The 17,350-nt window shown below is 44.9% G+C and carries 21 protein-coding genes and 1 tRNA gene; 12 read left to right on the top strand and 10 right to left on the bottom strand.

All coding sequences use genetic code 11. The features are described from left to right. From mltG to F8H35_RS07500, 7 genes are all read left to right on the top strand, one after another. Nucleotides 1-637: endolytic transglycosylase MltG (gene mltG / locus F8H35_RS07530; RefSeq protein WP_472572932.1), on the top strand; the 637-nt coding region annotated here is incomplete at its 5' end. After that, complete coding sequence (locus tag F8H35_RS07525) at nucleotides 613-1,758, top strand: ATP cone domain-containing protein (protein ID WP_472572931.1); 1,146 nt, start codon at nucleotides 613-615, stop codon at nucleotides 1,756-1,758. The genes mltG and F8H35_RS07525, both read left to right, overlap by 25 nt. 1 nt (nucleotide 1,759) lies before the next feature. Then, on the top strand, nucleotides 1,760-2,134 hold the full coding sequence (gene crcB, locus F8H35_RS07520) for a fluoride efflux transporter CrcB (RefSeq protein WP_472572930.1): 375 nt from the start codon (nucleotides 1,760-1,762) through the stop codon (nucleotides 2,132-2,134). Between the two features lie 54 nt (nucleotides 2,135-2,188). Continuing rightward, nucleotides 2,189-2,794, top strand: a complete 606-nt coding sequence (locus F8H35_RS07515; protein ID WP_472572929.1) for a TIGR00296 family protein — start codon at nucleotides 2,189-2,191, stop codon at nucleotides 2,792-2,794. 10 nt (nucleotides 2,795-2,804) lie between these two features. After that, complete coding sequence (locus F8H35_RS07510) at nucleotides 2,805-3,431, top strand: site-2 protease family protein (protein WP_472572928.1); 627 nt, start codon at nucleotides 2,805-2,807, stop codon at nucleotides 3,429-3,431. A gap of 13 nt (nucleotides 3,432-3,444) precedes the next feature. Beyond that, the gene (locus F8H35_RS07505) at nucleotides 3,445-4,716 is read left to right on the top strand and encodes a thymidine phosphorylase (RefSeq protein WP_472572927.1); all 1,272 of its coding nucleotides are present in this window, start codon (nucleotides 3,445-3,447) and stop codon (nucleotides 4,714-4,716) included. 50 nt (nucleotides 4,717-4,766) lie between these two features. After that, entirely contained in the window at nucleotides 4,767-5,129 is a 363-nt protein-coding gene (locus tag F8H35_RS07500; RefSeq protein WP_472572926.1) for a YlbF/YmcA family competence regulator, read from the top strand. 12 nt (nucleotides 5,130-5,141) lie between these two features. Here the strand turns inward: F8H35_RS07500 and F8H35_RS07495 are convergent, their stop codons facing one another. Both F8H35_RS07495 and nfo read right to left on the bottom strand, forming a co-directional pair. Next, complete coding sequence (locus tag F8H35_RS07495; RefSeq protein ID WP_472572925.1) at nucleotides 5,142-5,801, bottom strand: phosphoribosyltransferase; 660 nt, start codon at nucleotides 5,799-5,801, stop codon at nucleotides 5,142-5,144. 54 nt (nucleotides 5,802-5,855) lie between these two features. Beyond that, entirely contained in the window at nucleotides 5,856-6,698 is an 843-nt protein-coding gene (gene nfo / locus F8H35_RS07490; RefSeq protein WP_472572924.1) for a deoxyribonuclease IV, read from the bottom strand. Nucleotides 6,699-6,765: 67 nt separating this feature from the next. On the opposite strand from nfo, the gene F8H35_RS07485 reads away from it, so the two are divergent. Continuing rightward, nucleotides 6,766-6,852, top strand: a tRNA-Leu gene (locus F8H35_RS07485). A 1-nt stretch (nucleotide 6,853) separates the two neighbouring features. Here F8H35_RS07485 and F8H35_RS07480 read toward each other — a convergent pair. Further along, entirely contained in the window at nucleotides 6,854-7,366 is a 513-nt protein-coding gene (locus F8H35_RS07480) for a hypothetical protein (protein WP_472572923.1), read from the bottom strand. Between the two features lie 72 nt (nucleotides 7,367-7,438). Between F8H35_RS07480 and F8H35_RS07475 the strand changes: the two genes are divergently transcribed. Then, complete coding sequence (locus F8H35_RS07475; RefSeq protein WP_472572922.1) at nucleotides 7,439-8,245, top strand: SIR2 family NAD-dependent protein deacylase; 807 nt, start codon at nucleotides 7,439-7,441, stop codon at nucleotides 8,243-8,245. On the opposite strand, the gene F8H35_RS07470 is transcribed toward F8H35_RS07475, so the two are convergent. Further along, nucleotides 8,163-9,773 (bottom strand): ArnT family glycosyltransferase, encoded by a 1,611-nt coding sequence (locus F8H35_RS07470; RefSeq protein ID WP_472572921.1) that lies wholly within the window; start codon nucleotides 9,771-9,773, stop codon nucleotides 8,163-8,165. The genes F8H35_RS07475 and F8H35_RS07470 overlap by 83 nt on opposite strands. Then, nucleotides 9,742-9,996, bottom strand: coding sequence for a hypothetical protein (locus tag F8H35_RS07465; protein ID WP_472572920.1), 255 nt, complete (start codon nucleotides 9,994-9,996; stop codon nucleotides 9,742-9,744). The genes F8H35_RS07470 and F8H35_RS07465 overlap by 32 nt, the downstream gene beginning before the upstream one ends. 50 nt (nucleotides 9,997-10,046) lie before the next feature. On the opposite strand from F8H35_RS07465, the gene F8H35_RS07460 reads away from it, so the two are divergent. The 3 genes from F8H35_RS07460 to F8H35_RS07450 are packed head-to-tail and all read left to right on the top strand — an operon-like array spanning nucleotide 10,047 to nucleotide 13,456. Further along, entirely contained in the window at nucleotides 10,047-11,618 is a 1,572-nt protein-coding gene (locus tag F8H35_RS07460) for an ArnT family glycosyltransferase (RefSeq protein ID WP_472572919.1), read from the top strand. Next, complete coding sequence (locus F8H35_RS07455) at nucleotides 11,605-12,570, top strand: glycosyltransferase family 2 protein (protein WP_472572918.1); 966 nt, start codon at nucleotides 11,605-11,607, stop codon at nucleotides 12,568-12,570. The genes F8H35_RS07460 and F8H35_RS07455 overlap by 14 nt, the downstream gene beginning before the upstream one ends. After that, nucleotides 12,557-13,456: a lysylphosphatidylglycerol synthase transmembrane domain-containing protein gene (locus F8H35_RS07450; protein WP_472572917.1), complete on the top strand. Its 900-nt coding sequence runs from the start codon at nucleotides 12,557-12,559 to the stop codon at nucleotides 13,454-13,456. The genes F8H35_RS07455 and F8H35_RS07450 overlap by 14 nt, the downstream gene beginning before the upstream one ends. Here F8H35_RS07450 and F8H35_RS07445 read toward each other — a convergent pair. The 5 genes from F8H35_RS07445 to F8H35_RS07425 all read right to left on the bottom strand — a co-directional run bounded on the left by F8H35_RS07445 (nucleotide 13,392) and on the right by F8H35_RS07425 (nucleotide 17,349). Continuing rightward, the gene (locus tag F8H35_RS07445) at nucleotides 13,392-13,931 is read right to left on the bottom strand and encodes a shikimate kinase (protein WP_472572916.1); all 540 of its coding nucleotides are present in this window, start codon (nucleotides 13,929-13,931) and stop codon (nucleotides 13,392-13,394) included. The genes F8H35_RS07450 and F8H35_RS07445 overlap by 65 nt on opposite strands. Then, complete coding sequence (locus F8H35_RS07440) at nucleotides 13,931-14,773, bottom strand: hypothetical protein (protein WP_472572915.1); 843 nt, start codon at nucleotides 14,771-14,773, stop codon at nucleotides 13,931-13,933. The genes F8H35_RS07445 and F8H35_RS07440 overlap by 1 nt, the downstream gene beginning before the upstream one ends. Next, nucleotides 14,761-15,942, bottom strand: coding sequence for a tetratricopeptide repeat protein (locus F8H35_RS07435; RefSeq protein ID WP_472572914.1), 1,182 nt, complete (start codon nucleotides 15,940-15,942; stop codon nucleotides 14,761-14,763). The genes F8H35_RS07440 and F8H35_RS07435 overlap by 13 nt, the downstream gene beginning before the upstream one ends. A gap of 67 nt (nucleotides 15,943-16,009) precedes the next feature. Continuing rightward, complete coding sequence (locus F8H35_RS07430; RefSeq protein WP_472572913.1) at nucleotides 16,010-16,459, bottom strand: TIGR00725 family protein; 450 nt, start codon at nucleotides 16,457-16,459, stop codon at nucleotides 16,010-16,012. Continuing rightward, nucleotides 16,456-17,349 (bottom strand): KaiC domain-containing protein, encoded by an 894-nt coding sequence (locus F8H35_RS07425; RefSeq protein ID WP_472572912.1) that lies wholly within the window; start codon nucleotides 17,347-17,349, stop codon nucleotides 16,456-16,458. Before F8H35_RS07425 ends, F8H35_RS07430 begins: the two co-directional genes overlap by 4 nt. Nucleotide 17,350 lies beyond the last annotated feature (1 nt).

Genomic DNA, 17,350 nt, shown 5'->3' with positions numbered 1-17,350 from the left:
GGGGGAACTCCTCTCTCTATCAAAAGACAAAAGTTTCCTGAAAGAGCTCGGTGTTCCGTCTCTAAACGGGTTTCTCTTTCCAGATACCTACTACATAAACGAGAAAGATGGCTGCAGAAAGGCTGTTGAAGTTGCAGTTAAACGGTTTAAAGAGGTTGTGGAACCTCTTTTCAGGAACTACACTCCTCCAAAAAAAGTAAGAGATGCCCTTGGAAAGCCAGACCTCCTCCAGATAGTAACCGTTGCGTCTATTGTTGAAAAGGAAACTTCAATACCTTTAGAAAGACCACTGATAGCTGCGGTTATCTACAACAGACTGAAAAGGGGAATGGAGCTCCAGTGCGACCCAACTGTTATCTACGCCCTAAAACTGAAGGGAAAAGATGTTAAGAGACTAACCTACAGAGATCTCAAGGTTCCATCCCCTTACAATACTTACTACGTTAAAGGATTACCTCCTTACCCTATCTGTAATCCATCACTTTCCTCCATAAGAGCTGCACTCTACCCGGCAGATGTCAATTACCTCTACTTTGTCGCTACAGGAAAGGGCGGTCACGTTTTCAGCAGGAGCTATAATCAACACTTAAAAAACGTTGAAAAGTTCAGGAAATGGCAAAGAAAAAACGGTTTGTAGTAGACGGTTCAGGCGAAAAGTATCCCTTCTCTAAGGGTGTTCTTGCAAGGTCTTTAATGAAAGTGGGACTATCGGTTGAAGACGCCTACAGAGTGGCAGACTCCGTTTCAGCAAAGTTAAGTGGAACAGTTACAACAGACGAACTTATAGACCTGGTTTTTAAAACCCTTAAAGAAAAGTTCGGTAAAAAGGTTGCCAACAGATACAAGGCTCAGGTTAAAGAAAGAGAAGTTCTTGTCTGTGAGGAGTGTGGAAAGGCCTTCGTTCCCTTTTCAAGGGGAATTCTTGCGGCCTCTATCCGCTCTGCTGGAGTTGATACTAATGAAGCTTTTGAGATTGCGAAAGAGGTTCACGACACACTCGTAAAGAAGGGAAAGTTCAGAGTTAAGAGAGCGGAGCTCCGACAGCTAACGGCAAAGCTCATTAAAAAGAGGTTGGGTGAAGAATTCTCAAAGAGATACCTCCTGTGGCGGAAGGCCAAAAAGTTAGAGAAGCCGATAATTATCTTGATAGGCGGAGCTACGGGAGTAGGGAAATCGCGGCTCGCCTCTGAGCTTGCCGGAACTTTAGAGATAAACAGAACGGCCTCTACAGACTCCATAAGGGAAGTTATGAGGAAGATGGTTTCAAAGGAGCTTGCCCCTTCCCTCCACGTTTCCTCTTACGAGGCAGGGGATTTCCTCCCTCAGCTTTCAGAGACTCCTAAAGAAGAAAGGATAATCTACGGGTTTTTAGACCAGAGCGATAAGGTTCTAACGGGAGTAAAAGCCGTTGTAAACAGGGCGATAAAAGAGAACGTGAGTTTGGTTGTTGAGGGAATTCACCTGATACCGGGAGTTGCAGATCTCTTTAAGGATAAAGCCTACGTTGTCCATATAATTCTTACAACTTTAGACGAGGAGCTCCACAGGGGAAGGTTCTCATCAAGGGAGAAGAGCTCCCAGAGAACCAGCAAGAAATACCTGAAAAACTTTAAAGCCATAAGGAAGATTCAGGACTTTATCTACAGCAAGGCAAAGGAAAAGGGCGTTCCTGTAGTTGAAAACATAGATTTTGACGAAACCAGAAAGAGAGCCCTTGATATCATTACAGAGCAACTTCTGAAAGAGGTAGAGGTGTAAATTGACCTGGCTCTTTGTAGGACTGGGCGGTTTCTTCGGTGCCATCTCAAGGTTTCTGATAGCCGGTTTTGCCCAAAAAATTGCTGGAACAACTTTTCCCGTTGGAACGTTAACTGTTAACGTTCTGGGTAGCTTCCTCATAGGCTTTTTAGTTCCCCTGTTTGAAAACATAATCGCCCCTCAGTGGAAAGCCTTTTTCATAACGGGATTTTTAGGAGCTCTCACAACCTTCTCAACCTTCAGCTACGAAACAACTGTTCTCCTTCAGGAAGGGCTCATAGCAAAAGCCCTTCTCAACATCACACTGAACGTGGTTCTCTGCATAACAGCAACCCTCTCTGGAATGGCCCTCTTTCAGTCAATCTTCAAGCTTTAACTTTTCCCTCTCCCTTCCTACATTTAATTTCAGAAAACAGTTGAGGAGGGAGAGATGTTGTTTGACCTTGAAAGAGGAACGTTTCTCGTAAAACTTGCAAGGGATGCCGTTGAGGAATACCTGAGAAGGGGAGTAAAGATAGAACCGCCCCCTGAAACGCCTCCAGACCTCTACGAGAACAGGGGAGTTTTTGTTACGCTGAAAACGTATCCACAGAAGGAGCTCCGTGGGTGTATAGGCTACCCTGAACCGATAATGCCCTTAGTCCTTGCAACGATAGATGCGGCAATCTCTGCAGCAACAAGAGACCCCCGGTTTTACCCGGTTGGAGTTGAGGAACTTCCAAAATTACTCTTTGAGGTAACAGTTCTTACCCCACCCCAGCCGATAGAGGTTCCACCAGAGGAGCTCCCCAAGGCCATAAAAGTTGGAAGGGACGGCCTGATAGTTCGGTGTGGATACGCCAGCGGACTCCTGCTCCCACAGGTTCCTGTAGAGTGGGGTTGGAACGAGGAGGAGTTTTTGGCTCAAACTTGCGTAAAGGCAGGCCTTCCACCAAACTGCTGGCTTGACCCAAGGTGCCAGTTCTATAAGTTTCAGGGGCAGATATTTACAGAAACTGAACCCTACGGGGAAGTTGTAGAGGAGAAAATCTCTTAAGGAGGAGACGTTGCACGACTGGATACTGAACTTCTTAATAGCCGTTCCTGGAATTCTGTGGGCAATGAGCGTTCACGAGTTCGCCCACGGATACGTTGCCTACAAGCTTGGAGACCACACACCAAAACTTGCAGGAAGGTTAACCCTCAATCCTTTAGCCCACATAGACATTTTAGGTTTCATTGCCCTTTTCCTGGTCCACTTTGGCTGGGCAAAACCGGTTCCCGTAAACCCGCGGAACTTCAGAAGAGCTCCATCTTGGAAAGTGGGAGAGATTTTAGTAGCTTTCGCAGGCCCTTTTGCAAACTTCTTGAGTGCATTTATTTTTGTCCTGTTCCTTAAATACTTTCCGTTTTCAGCACTTCCCCCTTCCGTAGCCGAACCCCTATTCCTGATGGTTAAATACGCCGTCTTTATAAACGTCGCCTTCGGAGTCTTCAATCTCCTCCCAATTCCTCCTTTAGACGGCTCAAAAATCCTTGAAGCACTTCTTCCTCCTAAACTCTGGATCAAGTATAAACAGATTGAACCTTACGGCCCGATAATTCTCATAATCCTCCTGATAAGCCCCGTTCTGAACTGGATTCTGGTTCCTCTGGTAAACGGAATGGTTAGAGCAATGTTCTTTTTAACCTGATTGAGAGGAAATTATGGTCTTTAAAGAGCTCATTAAGAAGAAAAGGGATGGAAGAGAGCTCTCCAAAGAGGAGATTGAATTTATAGTGAACTCGTACACAAAGGGAGAAACCCCCGACTACCAGATGGCAGCCCTTCTAATGGCCATCTTTTTCCAGGGGCTCAACTACGATGAGACCCTATACCTCACAGATTCAATGCTCCGTTCCGGTAAACAGGTCGTTGTAAAAGCAGAAGGAACCCTCGTTGACAAGCACAGCACAGGAGGAATTGGAGACAAGGTCTCTCTTATTATCGCTCCGGTTCTCGCAGAGCTCGGTTTTAAGGCTCCACTCCTTGCAGGAAGGGCTTTAGGGTTTACCGGGGGAACAATAGACAAGCTTGAGAGCACCGGAATGAAGGTGGAGCTCTCCGATAAAGAAATTTCGGAAGTCACAGAGAGGTTCGGCTTTTCAATCTCTGCTCAAACGCCTGAAATTGCTCCGGCAGACAGGAAGATTTACGCTCTCAGAGACGCAACGGCAACTGTTGAGAGCATTCCGCTAATCGTTTCAAGCATTCTCAGTAAAAAGCTGGCCGTTAACACAGAGGCAATCGTCTTTGACGTGAAGGTAGGAAGCGGAGCCTTTATGAAGACAATGGAAAAGGCTAAAGCCCTTGCAGAAGGGCTTGTTCAGGTGAGCAAGCTCTACGGGAAGAGGGCGGGAGCTCTCATAACCGAGATGAGCCAGCCTTTAGGTCTTTTTGCAGGAAACGCTCTTGAAGTTCGTGAAGCTTTAGACTCCTTAAGAGGAACTATTCAACCGGATCTTTTGGAGGTAGTCTCCTCACTTGTAGGGGCTCTATACGAACTTACGGGCAGGGGAACCTTTGGAAAAGGAAAAAGCGATGCTGAAGAGGTGATTAAGAACGGCAGAGCAGCAGAGAGGTTCATAAACTGGGTAGAGTACTTGGGAGGAAACCCCTACCCTGAAATAAGAGCAAAGCGGTTCGTTGTTGAATCTCCAGCTGATGGTTACGTTTTAGGTATAGATGGAGAAGCCTTAGGCTGGCTCATAGTTGAGATGGGAGGAGGAAGAAGAAAGGCAGGAGACAAAATAGATTACTCTGTAGGCCTTGCATTCTTCAAAAAAGTTGGAGATAAAGTGGAAAAAGACGAGCCAATAGGGGAAATCTACTACAACGCAGGAGGTGTAGAAAACCTCAGTATCAAGTTCCTCTCGGCTTTCCAATTTTCTAAAGAACCGGTAGAAAAACCCAAGCTCATCAAAGGAAAGGTGGTTTAAAACCAATTACAGCATAAATTCAATTGGAAACAACGGATACAGGAGGCAGTATGTCTGCAGAGGTAATCAAAAAAGCGTCTGAGCTTGCTCAGGCAATTGCAGAAAGTGAAGAGCTTGCAAACTTCAGGGCCGCCGAAGCCAAACTCAGAATGGATCCGGAGGCAAGCCAGCTCTTAAACGAAGTTCAGAGACTTCAACAGATGGCACAGATGTCTGGAAGCCCTGAAGCTATGCAGCAGCTTGAGGAAGCGTTCAACAAGTTTGCAGAGCACCCCGTAGGAAAGGAGTATCTGGAAGCGAACCAGAAGTTCAGCCAGATGCTTGAAACCGTTAACGCCCTTCTTCAGGAAGCCATTGAAGGGCCAAAGCAACACGGCCACGGCTGTTCCGGATGTTCTGGTTGCGGAATGTAACAAATGGCGGGGTTACTCCCCCGCCATTTCCCTGTTTCTCCTCAGTATTTCAATAACCTCTTCATCTGTTGTCTGTGAAAAATCCTGGTAAAACTGCCCCACCGCCTGAAAGAACTCAGGAGCGTATAGAACTACTAAATCGTCAACGAGCTCTCTAAACTCCGGAACTTTATCTGCCGGCATAACGGGAACTGCAAGGATTACCCTGTTGGGGTTTTGTCTCCTTAAAGAAGAGATTGCAGCTTTTACTGTTAATCCCGTTGCTATCCCGTCATCAACCAAGATAATATCTCTACCTTCCAAAGGAATCCTTTTTAGACTTGAAAGGTATTTCTCCCTGCGCCTCTCAATTTCTCCAATCTCTTCACGGGCTTTTTTCTCTATGTAATCTTTAGTTATGCCCAGAGCCTCAAACGGAACGGAGGGGTTCAGAAGGACATATCCGACTTCTGTTACAGCCCCAACGGCAAACTCTTCGTTGAAGGGAGCTCCTATCTTCCTCGGTATCACGAGCTCAATGGGAGCTCCCAGTGCCTCAGCAATCGGCTCTGCAACAACAACTCCACCTCTGGGAATTGCAACAACAACCGGGTTTACAAGAGTTCCGTCAAATTTCTCCAAAATTGCACGGGCAAGGAGCTCCCCTGCGTGGCGCCTGTCTCTAAAGACCATCTCTCCCTCCAAATCTTTTTAATTCAAATTACTGCCACGCAGGGAGAAACTCAACTACTCAACGAGGGAGTAGAGGAGCTCTATCTCCTCTTTCCAGATTGAAGGGTCAATCGTTTCAAGAATCAACGGAATGTTGTCAAGCCGCGGGTCGTTCATTATGAACCTGAACGCGTCTAAACCAATGTTTCCCTTTCCAATTGAGTGGTGCCTGTCAACACGGCTCCCAAGCTGTGATTTGGCATCGTTCAGGTGCATACCTTTCAAATACTTAAACCCTACAATCTGGTCAAACTCTTCCATCGTCCTTTCGTAAGCTTCCCGGGTTCTGATGTCGTAGCCGGCAGCAAAGAGGTGGCAGGTATCTAAACACACCCCTATACGGGACTTATCTTCAACAAGCTCTATAATCTGTGCAATGTGCTCAAACCTGTAGCCTACGTTAGAACCCTGACCTGCTGTATTCTCAATAACCAAGACAACATCTTTAGTCCTTGAAATAGCCTCGTTTAAAGAGTTCGCAACTATCTTTAAACACTCTTCCTCAGAAACCTTCTTGAGATGGCTTCCCGGGTGAAAGTTCAGATATTTGAGTCCCAACCGGTAGCACCTTTCAATCTCATCTATGAACGCTTCTAAGGATTTTCTCCTCTTTTCAGGTTCGGGGCTTCCAAGGTTTATCAGGTAGCTGTCGTGTGGTAGAACGTGCTCCGGTTTAATGCCTACCCTCTTAAGGTTTTCCTTAAACTTGTTAATAGTTTCCTCGGTTAATGGTCTGGCCTTCCACTGCCTCTGATTTTTAGTAAAAAGGGCAAACGCTTTTGCCCCGATTTCTTTAGCGTTGAGAGGGGCGTTAAAAACGCCACCGGCAGTGCTGACGTGGGCTCCCACAAACTTCAAGACAACCTCCTTTTCAGAAAAAGTGTTGTTAATTTTGCCAGATTGACTAAATTTTGTATGGCAGAAAGCCCGGGTGGCGGAATTGGCAGACGCGCAGGACTCAGGATCCTGTGGGCTCACGCCCGTGCGGGTTCAAATCCCGCCCCGGGCACCACTTAGCAGATCTCTGTACGGCCTATAAACGTAGGAACGGAAATTCCTCCTAGTTCTTCACATAAACCACACCCACAGGAAGCAGGAAAACAGAATCCACAGGTTTCTGAGAGGAATTTCTCTATCTCTGCTTTTCCGTCTTCAAAATTTGGTACAGGCTTTACAGCTATACCGAGTTTTATACCATCAGAGAGGAGATACTTGAGACAGGGATTGTGGGTTAAAAGAGTCGGTACCTCCTTTTTCATGGAGTTGGCTATTCCCATATAGAGAATTCTGGTGATAACACTAACTGTAAAACCTCTATAGTGATGGAGATAAAACCTTACTACAAGTTCTTTCCCATGTTTTCTACCCAGAGTTGAGCTGTTTAGAACTCCCAACCAATAAGTTCTAACACCCCTGGCGTTTACAAGGGCAAAAAACAAATCCTCTGGAAGGTAGATGCTGAAAACAAACTTTCCATCTGGTAAAGTGGAAAGGTTCTCCAGGGAATAAAATTTACTCCAATACAACTTCCCCCCAGTAAATTGTTAGTTTGACAGGGTATCTAATATTAGAATTTTTCAACAGGAGGAACTTTAAAAATGGTTGAACTTATTAAACACCTAAATAAGCGGGAAAAAGTATGTGTTCTCTCTGGAGCCGGTTTAAGTGCTGAAAGTGGAATCCCCACATTTAGAGGAAAAGATGGGCTCTGGAACAAGTTTAACCCAACTGAGCTTGCAACTTTTGAGGCTTTTTCCCGGAATCCCAATCTGGTCTGGAAGTGGTATTTGTGGAGAATGCATTTGATTGCAAATGCAAGGCCTAATTTGGCTCACTACGCAATCGTAGAGATGGAAAAGTTCTTTCCAGAGTTCCTGCATATTACCCAAAACGTTGATGGCCTCCATAGAGAAGCAGGAAATAAAAGGTTTGTGGAGCTCCACGGCCACATCTTTGACGGGAAGTGCCGTTTCTGTGGAAAACACTACCATGCAGAGGCTTTCGGAAATCTCTATCCCCTTGCTTCAAAGAGCTTTCTGAGAACTATCTCTGAGGAGGAGCTGAAGGAAGAGGTTTTCAGAAGGGTTGATGAAGGGGAACTCCCCAGGTGCCCAAATTGTGGCGAGATTGTTGGTCCCGGAGTCGTCTGGTTTGGAGAGAGTTTACCTGAAGATGCCCTTGAGAAGGCCTTTGGTTTCTCTGAAAACTGTGACGTTCTCATAGTTGTTGGAACCTCTGGAGTGGTTCAGCCGGCCGCATCGCTACCCCTGATTGCAAAGAGAAAGGGAGCTCTCCTCATTGAGGTAAATCCTCAGGAAACACCTATTTCCCCCTACTGTGATTTAACTCTGAGGGAGAGCGCTTCTTCTGGCCTTCAGGAGCTCCTTGAGGCTTTAAAGAGGTAATACCGTAAGAACAGAGGTAAAACCTGTGTCTTCCCAACCTGTATTCCTTTAAAACGTTACCTTCCGGCCTTTGAGAAAGGAAGAGGGCTCCTTCTGGTGGCTTGGGGTTGAACTTTAAGATTTCATTCCTTCCCCTCTCAACGTAAAAGCAGAGCTGAAGGTATGTCGTTTTCGTGTAGAGGGGATACCCTGCAGAATCTCTAACGATCTCCCCGGCAACTTCCCTAACAGGGGGGTATTTAAACTGGGCAATCGGGTAGTAGTAAGAGCTGTAGAATCCTCTTAAAATCAGCATTAGAACAGAGATAAGGATAACAATGTAGGTAAAGTTAAACCTTGGAAGAAACAAGAAATAGATGGCGTAGAGAATAAAAATAAACTCTATGGTTGATTCAAGTATGATTGATGGATTTTTAGTTACGATAACTCCAACAACTATAGCCAAAGGAACAACAATTTCTGCTGTAAACCGTACAATCTCTTTAGCTCTCTTGTGGACTATCTGATAGTCAACCAGGTAGTAGGCCAGAATAACTGAAAGAAGGGGAAGTGCAGGAATCAGATACCTCAACCGGCTTCCCGGAAAGAGCCAGTAAAGAAGGGCATCAAGGGTAAAGGCAAAAAGAAAAACTCTTAAACTCTCACCTCCTGGAAGTTTCAGTAAATCTCTTTTCTTTTTAAGCAAAGAGTAGATGAAAACAAACGACCAGGGAAACGTTGCCAAAATGAGCCTGAATGGGTAGGTGAAGTAGTTTTTCAGGGCTTTTATCCCTGAAACTCTACCGGGAGCTCTTGAGAGAACCTCTGAAAAGAGGGTTTTTACTGCCTGATCCGTCTTAACTGCAAAAAGCCAGAGGAGAAAGGGAGAAAGACCTAAAACTAGGCCTATTAAATGCTGAATGGAAAGGAGTTTTCTTAAGTCCCTCTTTACCAGAAAATAGGCAAATACAAAGAACAGAAAAAACTGAAACGCCGGAAGCCCTTTTGTTAAGAGAGCAAGGGATGTGAAGAAGTAGCCTGAGAACCAGGCGGGGAGCTCCCTTCCCCTCTCAAACAGGTAAAACCAGCTAAAGACGGCAAAAGAAACAAAGAAGGAGAAAAGTGTATCTGGCTCACACTTTGTCCCGTAGCCTATCAGAACAACGTAGAAGGTGGGGTAAATAAGGCTACTGAACAGGGCAATCCTTTCGCCAAAACTTCTCTTCATCGCCAAGAAAATCAGGACAGAGGTTAAAACAACAGATAAAGCGGAAGGAAGCCTGAGAGAGAACTCGCAGACCGTTCCGGAAAGGACGGAAAACAGAGACGTTATCCACTCGTGGAGAGGGGGTTTTTTAAAGTAGGGAATTCCAAGAACTGTAGGCTGGAGAAAGTTGTGGCTCTTAAGCATCTCAAAGGTGATAATCCCCCGCCGGGGCTCCTCGTGAATAAGAACTAAAACTCCTATATTAACCAGAAAGGAGATAAAAAGAAGAGAGAGAAACCATCTAAGAAAGCTACTCTCCCACCTCTTTCCCGTCTTTTCCAACTTCCCTGAAAACCTCCTCTGGAACGTCTGGCCTCTCTCCCACAGGACCGAACTCAACCTCTACAGAACCACAATTAGGGCACCTGTAGTAGCTTATCCACATAGAGGTAGAGCCGATTATATCCGAAACTTCTCCTTCTCTGTTAACATCTCGGGAGCCTATGTATTCAAATTCTCCAACATTCCCACAGGTTGAGCACTTCAAGAGCTTCCTGTAAACCATCTTTACTCTCCACGCCTTAGGCTATACTTTCTTACCACAGAATTTAACCGGTGGAAACGGTAATGAAAAGGAAAAACCTGTTAATTCTCTTAATTGTTTCGTTCATTCTCCTTGTGGCACCAAATGGCCTTTATTCTGCCTTTGACAAGGACGAGCCTAAATACCTTGAGGCCGCTTATGAGATGGTAAAGAGCGGAGATTACATCACCCCCTACTACAACTACCAGTATAGGTTTGATAAACCGATCTTGATCTACTGGCTGATAGCCCTTGGGTATAAAATTTTTGGAATTAACGAGTTTGGCGGCCGGTTTTTCGTTTCACTGTGCGGCGTTTTCGCCGTTCTCCTTCTCTACTGGTGGCTCTCAAGGTGGAGGAGTGAGAGGTTTGCATTCTGGTCTTCTTTAGTTTTCCTTTCACTCCTTGACTTCATCGTTATGTCCTCTGTTGCAATGCCAGATATCGCCCTGACCTTCTTCATAGAGGGAGCTCTCATCTTTTTCTTTGAGGGATACCACAGGAAAAGCGCAAACTTTTACAGGCTTGCCTTCCTCTTTTCAGGCCTTGCAACCCTTACAAAAGGACCTGTAGGGCTTGTTCTTCCCGGTCTCATTGCCATTTTCTATCTCGCTTTAAGGAGAGACCTTATTAAAACTCTGAAGGAGATTCCCTGGTTTTCAGGGTTTGGAATCTACTTTGCCGTTGTTCTGCCCTGGTATGGAGCAATTCTCCAAAAACACGGTTACCAGTTTTTCAAAGACTTCATAATTTTCCACAACATCCACAGATTTACAGGGAAAATTCCCGGCCACCCAACGGCCTGGTGGTACTACTTTGTCAACTACTTCTGGCTCTACCTCCCCTTTTCTCTATTTTTCCCGTTTGCACTCTACTATCTGTTCAAGGAAAAACGGGTTTGGGGAGACAACGTTTTGGAGTTTTCAACAGTCTGGTTCTTTACAGTCTTTCTCTTCTTCCAAATAGCACACACAAAACTTGCCCATTACCTCCTTCCATCCTTCCCCGCTTTTGCCGTTATAACCACCTGGTATCTGTTCAACCTGAGGGAAAAGCTCTCACTCTACCTTACAGCCTTTCTCTTCACAACTCTTGCCCTTGCTGGTGGTGTGTTCTGGGAACTGAAACACTGGCCACCTGTAGGTCTTCTTTTCCTGATTCCCCCACTCATAGGCGTGTGGTGGGCAATCTGGACGAAGGATGCCCTTAAACCGATAACTTTGGGTTTTTTGACGGGAATGGTTCTCTTTAAGTGGGTTACGCTGCCAGCACTTGAACCGCTGAGGGCAAAACCCTTCATAGGGAAAGAAGTTAGAGAAATTAAAGAGCACTGCAAAGAGTGTAGAGTTGTCTTTTTAGACTTCTCAAGCCCCGAAATTGTCTACTACTACAGGGAAGGTAGATTAAGGGATTTAAACGTCAGAACTGTTGAAAAACTCCTTCAGAGTAAAGAACCCGTTGTTGTGATTACGAGGGAAAATAGACTCCAAAAACTTAAAGGAATTAAATACTACAGGATAGATGAAAGGCGGGAGCTCCTTCCCAAACACTCCATAGTTGTAATATCCAACTACCCGAAGGAGAGGCTCTATGGAAAAGGTTAAGAAGGTTTCTGTTGTTATTCCCGTTTACAACGAAGAGGAGAACGTTCCGATTCTCTACGAGAGGCTGAAAGAGGTTCTTGATTCTCTTCCCTACGACTACGAGATAATCTTTGTAAACGACGGAAGCACAGACAGAACAGAGGAGATTTTAGAGGAGCTGGCGAAAAAGGACAAAAAGGTTAAGATTATTGAGTTTGCCAGAAACTTTGGCCAGACTCCTGCAATGGTTGCCGGAATGGACTACGCAACGGGAGACGTAATAATTACTATGGATGGAGACCTCCAGAACGATCCCAAAGACATTCCAAGGCTCCTTGAGAAGATTGAGGAGGGCTACGACGTAGTCAGCGGCTGGAGGAAAAACAGAAAAGACGCAGCAATCTCAAGGAAGCTTCCGTCAAAAATTGCAAACTGGCTGATTGGAAAGTTAACGGGCGTAAGGATCCACGACTACGGCTGCACGCTGAAGGCCTACAGGAGTGATGTAATAAAGAGGGTTAGGCTCTACGGGGAGCTCCACAGGTTCATCCCAGCCCTTGCCTCAACAGTAACTTCCGTTGACAGGATTATTGAGATACCCGTTGAGCACCACCCTAGGATCTACGGGAAGTCAAAGTACGGAATTTCAAGGACGTTTAAAGTTATCTCCGACCTCTTTTTCATCTGGTTTATGAAGAAGTTTCTCCAGAAGCCCATCCACTTCTTCGGTCTCCTGGGGATAGTTCTGTTTCTGCTGGGAGCTCTCCCCTTTACCTACCTTGTAATCCTGAAGTTAACAGGCCACTCCATAGGGAACAGGCCTCTGCTCATCATCTCTGTTATGTTCATCCTTGCCGGAATTCAGATGTTCACAACAGGCCTGATAAGTGAGATGCTGATGAGGATCTACTTTGAATCCCAGAACAAGAAACCCTACGTTGTAAGGAGAGCTCTCAACGTTGAAGAGGGGTAGTTTAGCTGTTTCCTTAATAATTCTTGCCGTTTTCCTCTACTTCCTCTACGAGTACGACGTTTTTCACAACCTGAAGAGGATTTTAGGAGAGCTCTACCTTCCGTTCCTCATCCTCTCTCTTCTCCTCTATACCCTTACCTACTACTTCAGGGCAAAGAGATTTACGCTCTTCTTTCCTCAAATCAAAACGGAAGACCTTGCAGCAGTTATGGCTGTACACACTTTTTTTAACAACTTACTCCCTTTTCGCTCAGGGGAAGCCTCCTTTCCGATAATCCTCAAAAAGCTATTTGGAGTTGAAGGCGTAATCTCCTCTGCAGCCCTTGTTGTTGCAAGGCTCTTTGACCTACTTTCCCTCTCAATCCTGTTCACGATTGCAACGTTTGGGGTTTCGGTAAATAACAGGAAGTTCCTCTGGGTCTCCTTATTTCTATGTATTCTCATAGTTCTAACGTTAATTTTGGGTTTTAAACTTTTAAAACTTTTAAAAAAGCGTTTCGGCTTCGCTTCAGCCCTCTTTTTCTTCTTTTACGAGTTCAAGTCGGCACGGAACCTTATTTTTGTTTTCCTCTATTCCCTCCTCAACTGGCTTACAAAGTTCACCGCCTTTTACTTCATAATGAAGGCAGGAAGGCTGAACCTTAACTTCTTTGAGAGCACTTTTGCAGCGACTTTCGGAGAGCTGACAACGGTTCTACCCATTCACAGCATTGGCGGTTTTGGAACTTACGAGGCAGGTCTTGTTGGAGGCTTTGCCCTTTTAGGATTTAAGGGAAGCTACGCTCTAACAGTAGCCTTCTACTTTCACCTTCTTCTCTTTACTATGTCTGGCCTCCTTGCCCTTCTTGGTTGGGTTTACCTTTCCCGACGGATAAGAGTGAAATAACTTCTTCGGCAACCTCTTCTGGCGTTTTTCCCGTTGTGTCAACTGTAAAGTGGGCTTTTCTGTAAAAGGGAAGCCTTTTCTGGTAGAGTTCCCTCAGTTTCTCCTTCTCAAGGGAAGCGAGAGGTCTATTCCCGTCCCCTGAAATCCTGCCGTATAGGGTTTCAAAATCAGCGTAGAGGAAAACAGAAGTGGCAAGTGAGTTTATAACTTCCATGTTGTTCCTGTAGGCAGGAGCTCCACCTCCGGTAGAGAGGACAAAACTTCCCTCTCTACGAAGTTCAGAGATTAACATTTCCCTTTCTAACTCTCTGAAAAACTCTTCTCCTTCCTCTCTGAAAATCTCTGGAATGGTTCTACCTTCTCTTTCAACAATAACCGAATCAAGATCTACAAAAGGTAGAGAGGTCTTTTTTGAAAGGAGTTTTCCTACCGTTGACTTGCCACTACCCATAAAACCTATCAAAACTACTTTCATTACTTCACCGGAAGGGCAAATACAGGTCTGTAACCGCTGTCAGGGAGTTTAACAGCAATGTCGTCTCCTGTTCCGACAATTCCGTCAATTCCAGGATTGACGACCTTATCTCCCATCAAGTAGAAGTTGGTTCGCAAACACCCCTTAACCGGCAGTTTCTCCCTCACTTTGCCTTTTACTATCTGGTCTCTCAGTCCCCAGTTGATAGATTCTGGAACTTTCAGTCGGTTAAACTTCAAATAGCCCAAAGGGAGAGCAAAGTAGATAACCACCAGAAGAGCCAGAGCCTGAACAAAAAGCCTAAGTTTATAGGGGAAACTCTCCATAACCGTAAATTGTTTAATTTCTATTAAACCTGCTTCAATATACCTTAAAATGTCAGAGAGAGTCAAGCCGTATCTGTAAACCTCTTCTCTACTAACAGGCCGTCTTGCAGTCCAGTGAGCCACCAAAAACGAAGGAACTCTTTTAACGTCTATCTTTGTTATTTCAAAGTAGGAGGGGAGCTCCTTCACCATCTCCAAAAAAGGGTCTTTAATAACCTGAAGCAGCTCATCTTCAAAAACCGGTATTCCAGATGTACACTGCTCTCCCTCTATAAACTCAAATTCAGGGGATAGGTCGTTTAAAAGCCACTTTTCTATAAAAACTTTCAGTGCCTTCTTCTCTGGAAAATCTGAGATATTTGTAGAGAGGTGAAAATTTATTCCATCGTAACAGATCTCTACTTCCTCATTAAAATAGGGAAGATAAAGGTCTAAAAGCCCACCCGTCTCTTTTAATCTATCAATAAAAATTATTAAATCATCTAAGCTGTTCAGCCGCCCCTTTACACGCTGCATATCAATCTTCCTAAGATTATATTAACGAGGAAAACTATAAGGGATGCAAGGAAAATGTGTCTTACGCGAGAGTTTATAAACGCTCTCATACCGGGAACTAAAAGGAGCTCCGGCTCAAAATTGCCAAAAGTAGCCAGGTAAAACCGGGCGAAGACTACGCCAGCAAGAATTCCTAACAGAAAACCGATAAGGTAATCAAACGGGAAAACATAACCCGGCAGAGGAGCAGACAGGTGAATAAGAACAGGGACAGGCGGCAGTTTCTCTACTGAAATTCCTTTTTTAAGGAGTTCGCCCTTTAAACGGTTGGCTTCCTCTAACTTGAGAAGGGAAGAGTAGGTCAGGTAGAGGTTGTACTTTAACTCTGGAGAAGGGTAGAGCTTGAAAGCGCTCTTAAAGAGAGAGAGAGCTCTCTTAAAATCCCCTAAAAGAAAGTAGACGTAACCGTAATCGTTAAAAACTATAGACTGACGAAGAGGATCAGAGAACTTTAAGTTTTCAAGCCTTTTAACCGCATCAACTTTGCCAAGGGCAAGCTGAGAAGTTACGCTTTCAACAGTTGAACTTCTCTCATCCAAAAAAACTTTCTTAATTAGATAGTCTGGAGCATAACCGTCTCTACTTACTTTGATGTAGTACAGTAAGTTGTCTGACTCTACTCTTTGAAAAGCATTATCGTAAATTACTTGTGAAATAAAAAGGAGAGAAGCAGCTAATAATAAGTAGAAACTTAAACGTTTTTTCTTCAAAACTGCTAAAAGTATAAAACCAAACCCTACAACAACATAAATCAGAGAGCCAATATTGACAACAAAAGACAAAACTAAAAAGGAAACTCCAGCTACAGTAAGGACTCTCTTCATAAGAGGCTGGATTTCAGTATTCTGAAAATAGAAGATAAACGTATAAAAAAGGAGAAGAAATAGAAAAACTTTAAGAGCAACTTCCAACGGATAGATGTAATAGGCCAACTTTTTGAAAAGAGTAAGTTCTGTCGTTGGAACTCTCTCTACCTGCGAACCCATCAAGTAGTTTAAATCGGGTATATAAGAAACAGGAAGACTTCCTTTAGCCTTTTCAATCTGTCTCAGGTCTAAAAGAATGGTGGATTTGGGTTTTCCTGACTTTAAATCTTCTTCAAGTTTCAGAAGAAGGTTATAAACCGACACAGGCGGAGAAGGTTTATTTTTAACTCCTGCATCTGTTTCTGGTAAAACCTTACTAAAAAGGCCAAAGCTAAAGCAGAGAACTAAGGTAAGCAACAAAGTCCTTACTATTTTCATAGTTCTCAATTCCCTCTATCTCCCACGTTCTAAAGCCCACAACTTTTTTCCCGAGCTTTAATGCGTGGGCTATTTCACTGAGAGTTCCGTAGTTTCCCCCAACTGCAACTACTATTTTACTTGCCGATGAAACAACTATAACGTTTCTTGCATGACCCATTCCTGAAGGAATTTTAATGTCAACGTAAGGATTAGAGAGGTTTTCATAGTGTGGAAGTATTCCAACGGTAAGTCCCCCTTTTTCTTTTGCTCCCCTTGATGCCCCTTCCATAACGCCGAAAAGCCCGCCGGTAATTAGAACGTATCCCCTCTCTGCAACAAGCCGCCCTACTTCTCTTGCTGTTTCGTAGAGGAGACTCCCCTCGGGAGCTCCCCCATCACCTATAACTGAAACTGTTTTCACTTCCTTCCCCTCAGGTATTCAACAAGTGGCTCTTTTATCTCAACCAGGCCAAGCTCTGTAATCTCCATCAGGTGGAGCCTCGTATCGTGACCACAGAGCCTGCAGCCGTCTATCCTGAAAAGTCTCAGAATGTCTCCGAGCTCCTTCTTGAAAGCCCTTGCCCTTGAAGGTGAAAGGAGAATCTCTTTTGATAGAACCACTGTGCAGTCTACAATGTGTCCTACGGCGTAGCCTCCGGCGGCCTCTGCGGAGAGCTCGTCGTGTCCGCTCCTCTTCTGTGAAACGAAGATGGCGGTCTGATACCACTTCTTCATGAAGTTAAAGAAAGCTCTTACGATTGAGCGGGCAAGCATCTCTTTCGCTTCATATAGCCCCGTAATTGAGTCTATCACCGTTCTGTGGCAGTGGTAGGTTCTGTAAACGTAAGCAAGGGTATCAAGCATTGTAGGGATGTCGTCTCTCAGCCTTGAGTTGCTGGCCGCATCTATCAGGATGATGTTATCCTCAATTTCCTCAAAGTTTACCCCCATTGCCAGAGCTCTCTCCTTCAGCCCCGCTGCAACGAAATTTGCAGGGCTCTCAACCGTTACAAAGCAGACCTTCTGCCCCATAGAGGCCTGTTTTATCGTGAACTGTTCGGCCATAAGGCTCTTACCGGTATCGGGCATTCCCGTAAGGTTTACAACGGCGTATTCGGGAATTCCCCCTAAGGGCTTGCGGACAGGTTTCCCATCTTCAACCTCAACTTTGAAAAAAAGATCATCTAATCCTTTTACGCCGGTTGGAACGCCCCGGAGCTCCGGCGCCTTCTTTACAGCCTCTCCAAGAACGTAAACGTAGTCTTTCATCACTTGAGGCTGCCTTTCGCTGTAGCTGTATCCTTCTGCCATC

This window comes from Thermovibrio sp. (assembly GCA_015488335.1).
Classification (GTDB): Bacteria; Aquificota; Aquificia; order Desulfurobacteriales; family Desulfurobacteriaceae; genus Balnearium.
This window is presented reverse-complemented; position numbering and strand designations above follow the sequence as displayed.

What these genes read in the sequence shown, in the direction of transcription:
- F8H35_RS07475 (WP_472572922.1), top strand. Translation starts at nt 7,439, where the DNA reads ATGGTTGAACTTATTAAACACCTAAATAAGCGGGAAAAAGTATGTGTT.
- F8H35_RS07425 (WP_472572912.1), bottom strand. Translation starts at nt 17,349, where the DNA reads ATGGCAGAAGGATACAGCTACAGCGAAAGGCAGCCTCAAGTGATGAAA.
- F8H35_RS07440 (WP_472572915.1), bottom strand. Translation starts at nt 14,773, where the DNA reads ATGCAGCGTGTAAAGGGGCGGCTGAACAGCTTAGATGATTTAATAATT.
- F8H35_RS07465 (WP_472572920.1), bottom strand. Translation starts at nt 9,996, where the DNA reads ATGGTTTACAGGAAGCTCTTGAAGTGCTCAACCTGTGGGAATGTTGGA.
- F8H35_RS07505 (WP_472572927.1), top strand. Translation starts at nt 3,445, where the DNA reads ATGGTCTTTAAAGAGCTCATTAAGAAGAAAAGGGATGGAAGAGAGCTC.
- F8H35_RS07525 (WP_472572931.1), top strand. Translation starts at nt 613, where the DNA reads ATGGCAAAGAAAAAACGGTTTGTAGTAGACGGTTCAGGCGAAAAGTAT.
- F8H35_RS07515 (WP_472572929.1), top strand. Translation starts at nt 2,189, where the DNA reads ATGTTGTTTGACCTTGAAAGAGGAACGTTTCTCGTAAAACTTGCAAGG.
- F8H35_RS07495 (WP_472572925.1), bottom strand. Translation starts at nt 5,801, where the DNA reads ATGGTCTTTAGAGACAGGCGCCACGCAGGGGAGCTCCTTGCCCGTGCA.
- F8H35_RS07455 (WP_472572918.1), top strand. Translation starts at nt 11,605, where the DNA reads ATGGAAAAGGTTAAGAAGGTTTCTGTTGTTATTCCCGTTTACAACGAA.
- F8H35_RS07445 (WP_472572916.1), bottom strand. Translation starts at nt 13,931, where the DNA reads ATGAAAGTAGTTTTGATAGGTTTTATGGGTAGTGGCAAGTCAACGGTA.
- F8H35_RS07500 (WP_472572926.1), top strand. Translation starts at nt 4,767, where the DNA reads ATGTCTGCAGAGGTAATCAAAAAAGCGTCTGAGCTTGCTCAGGCAATT.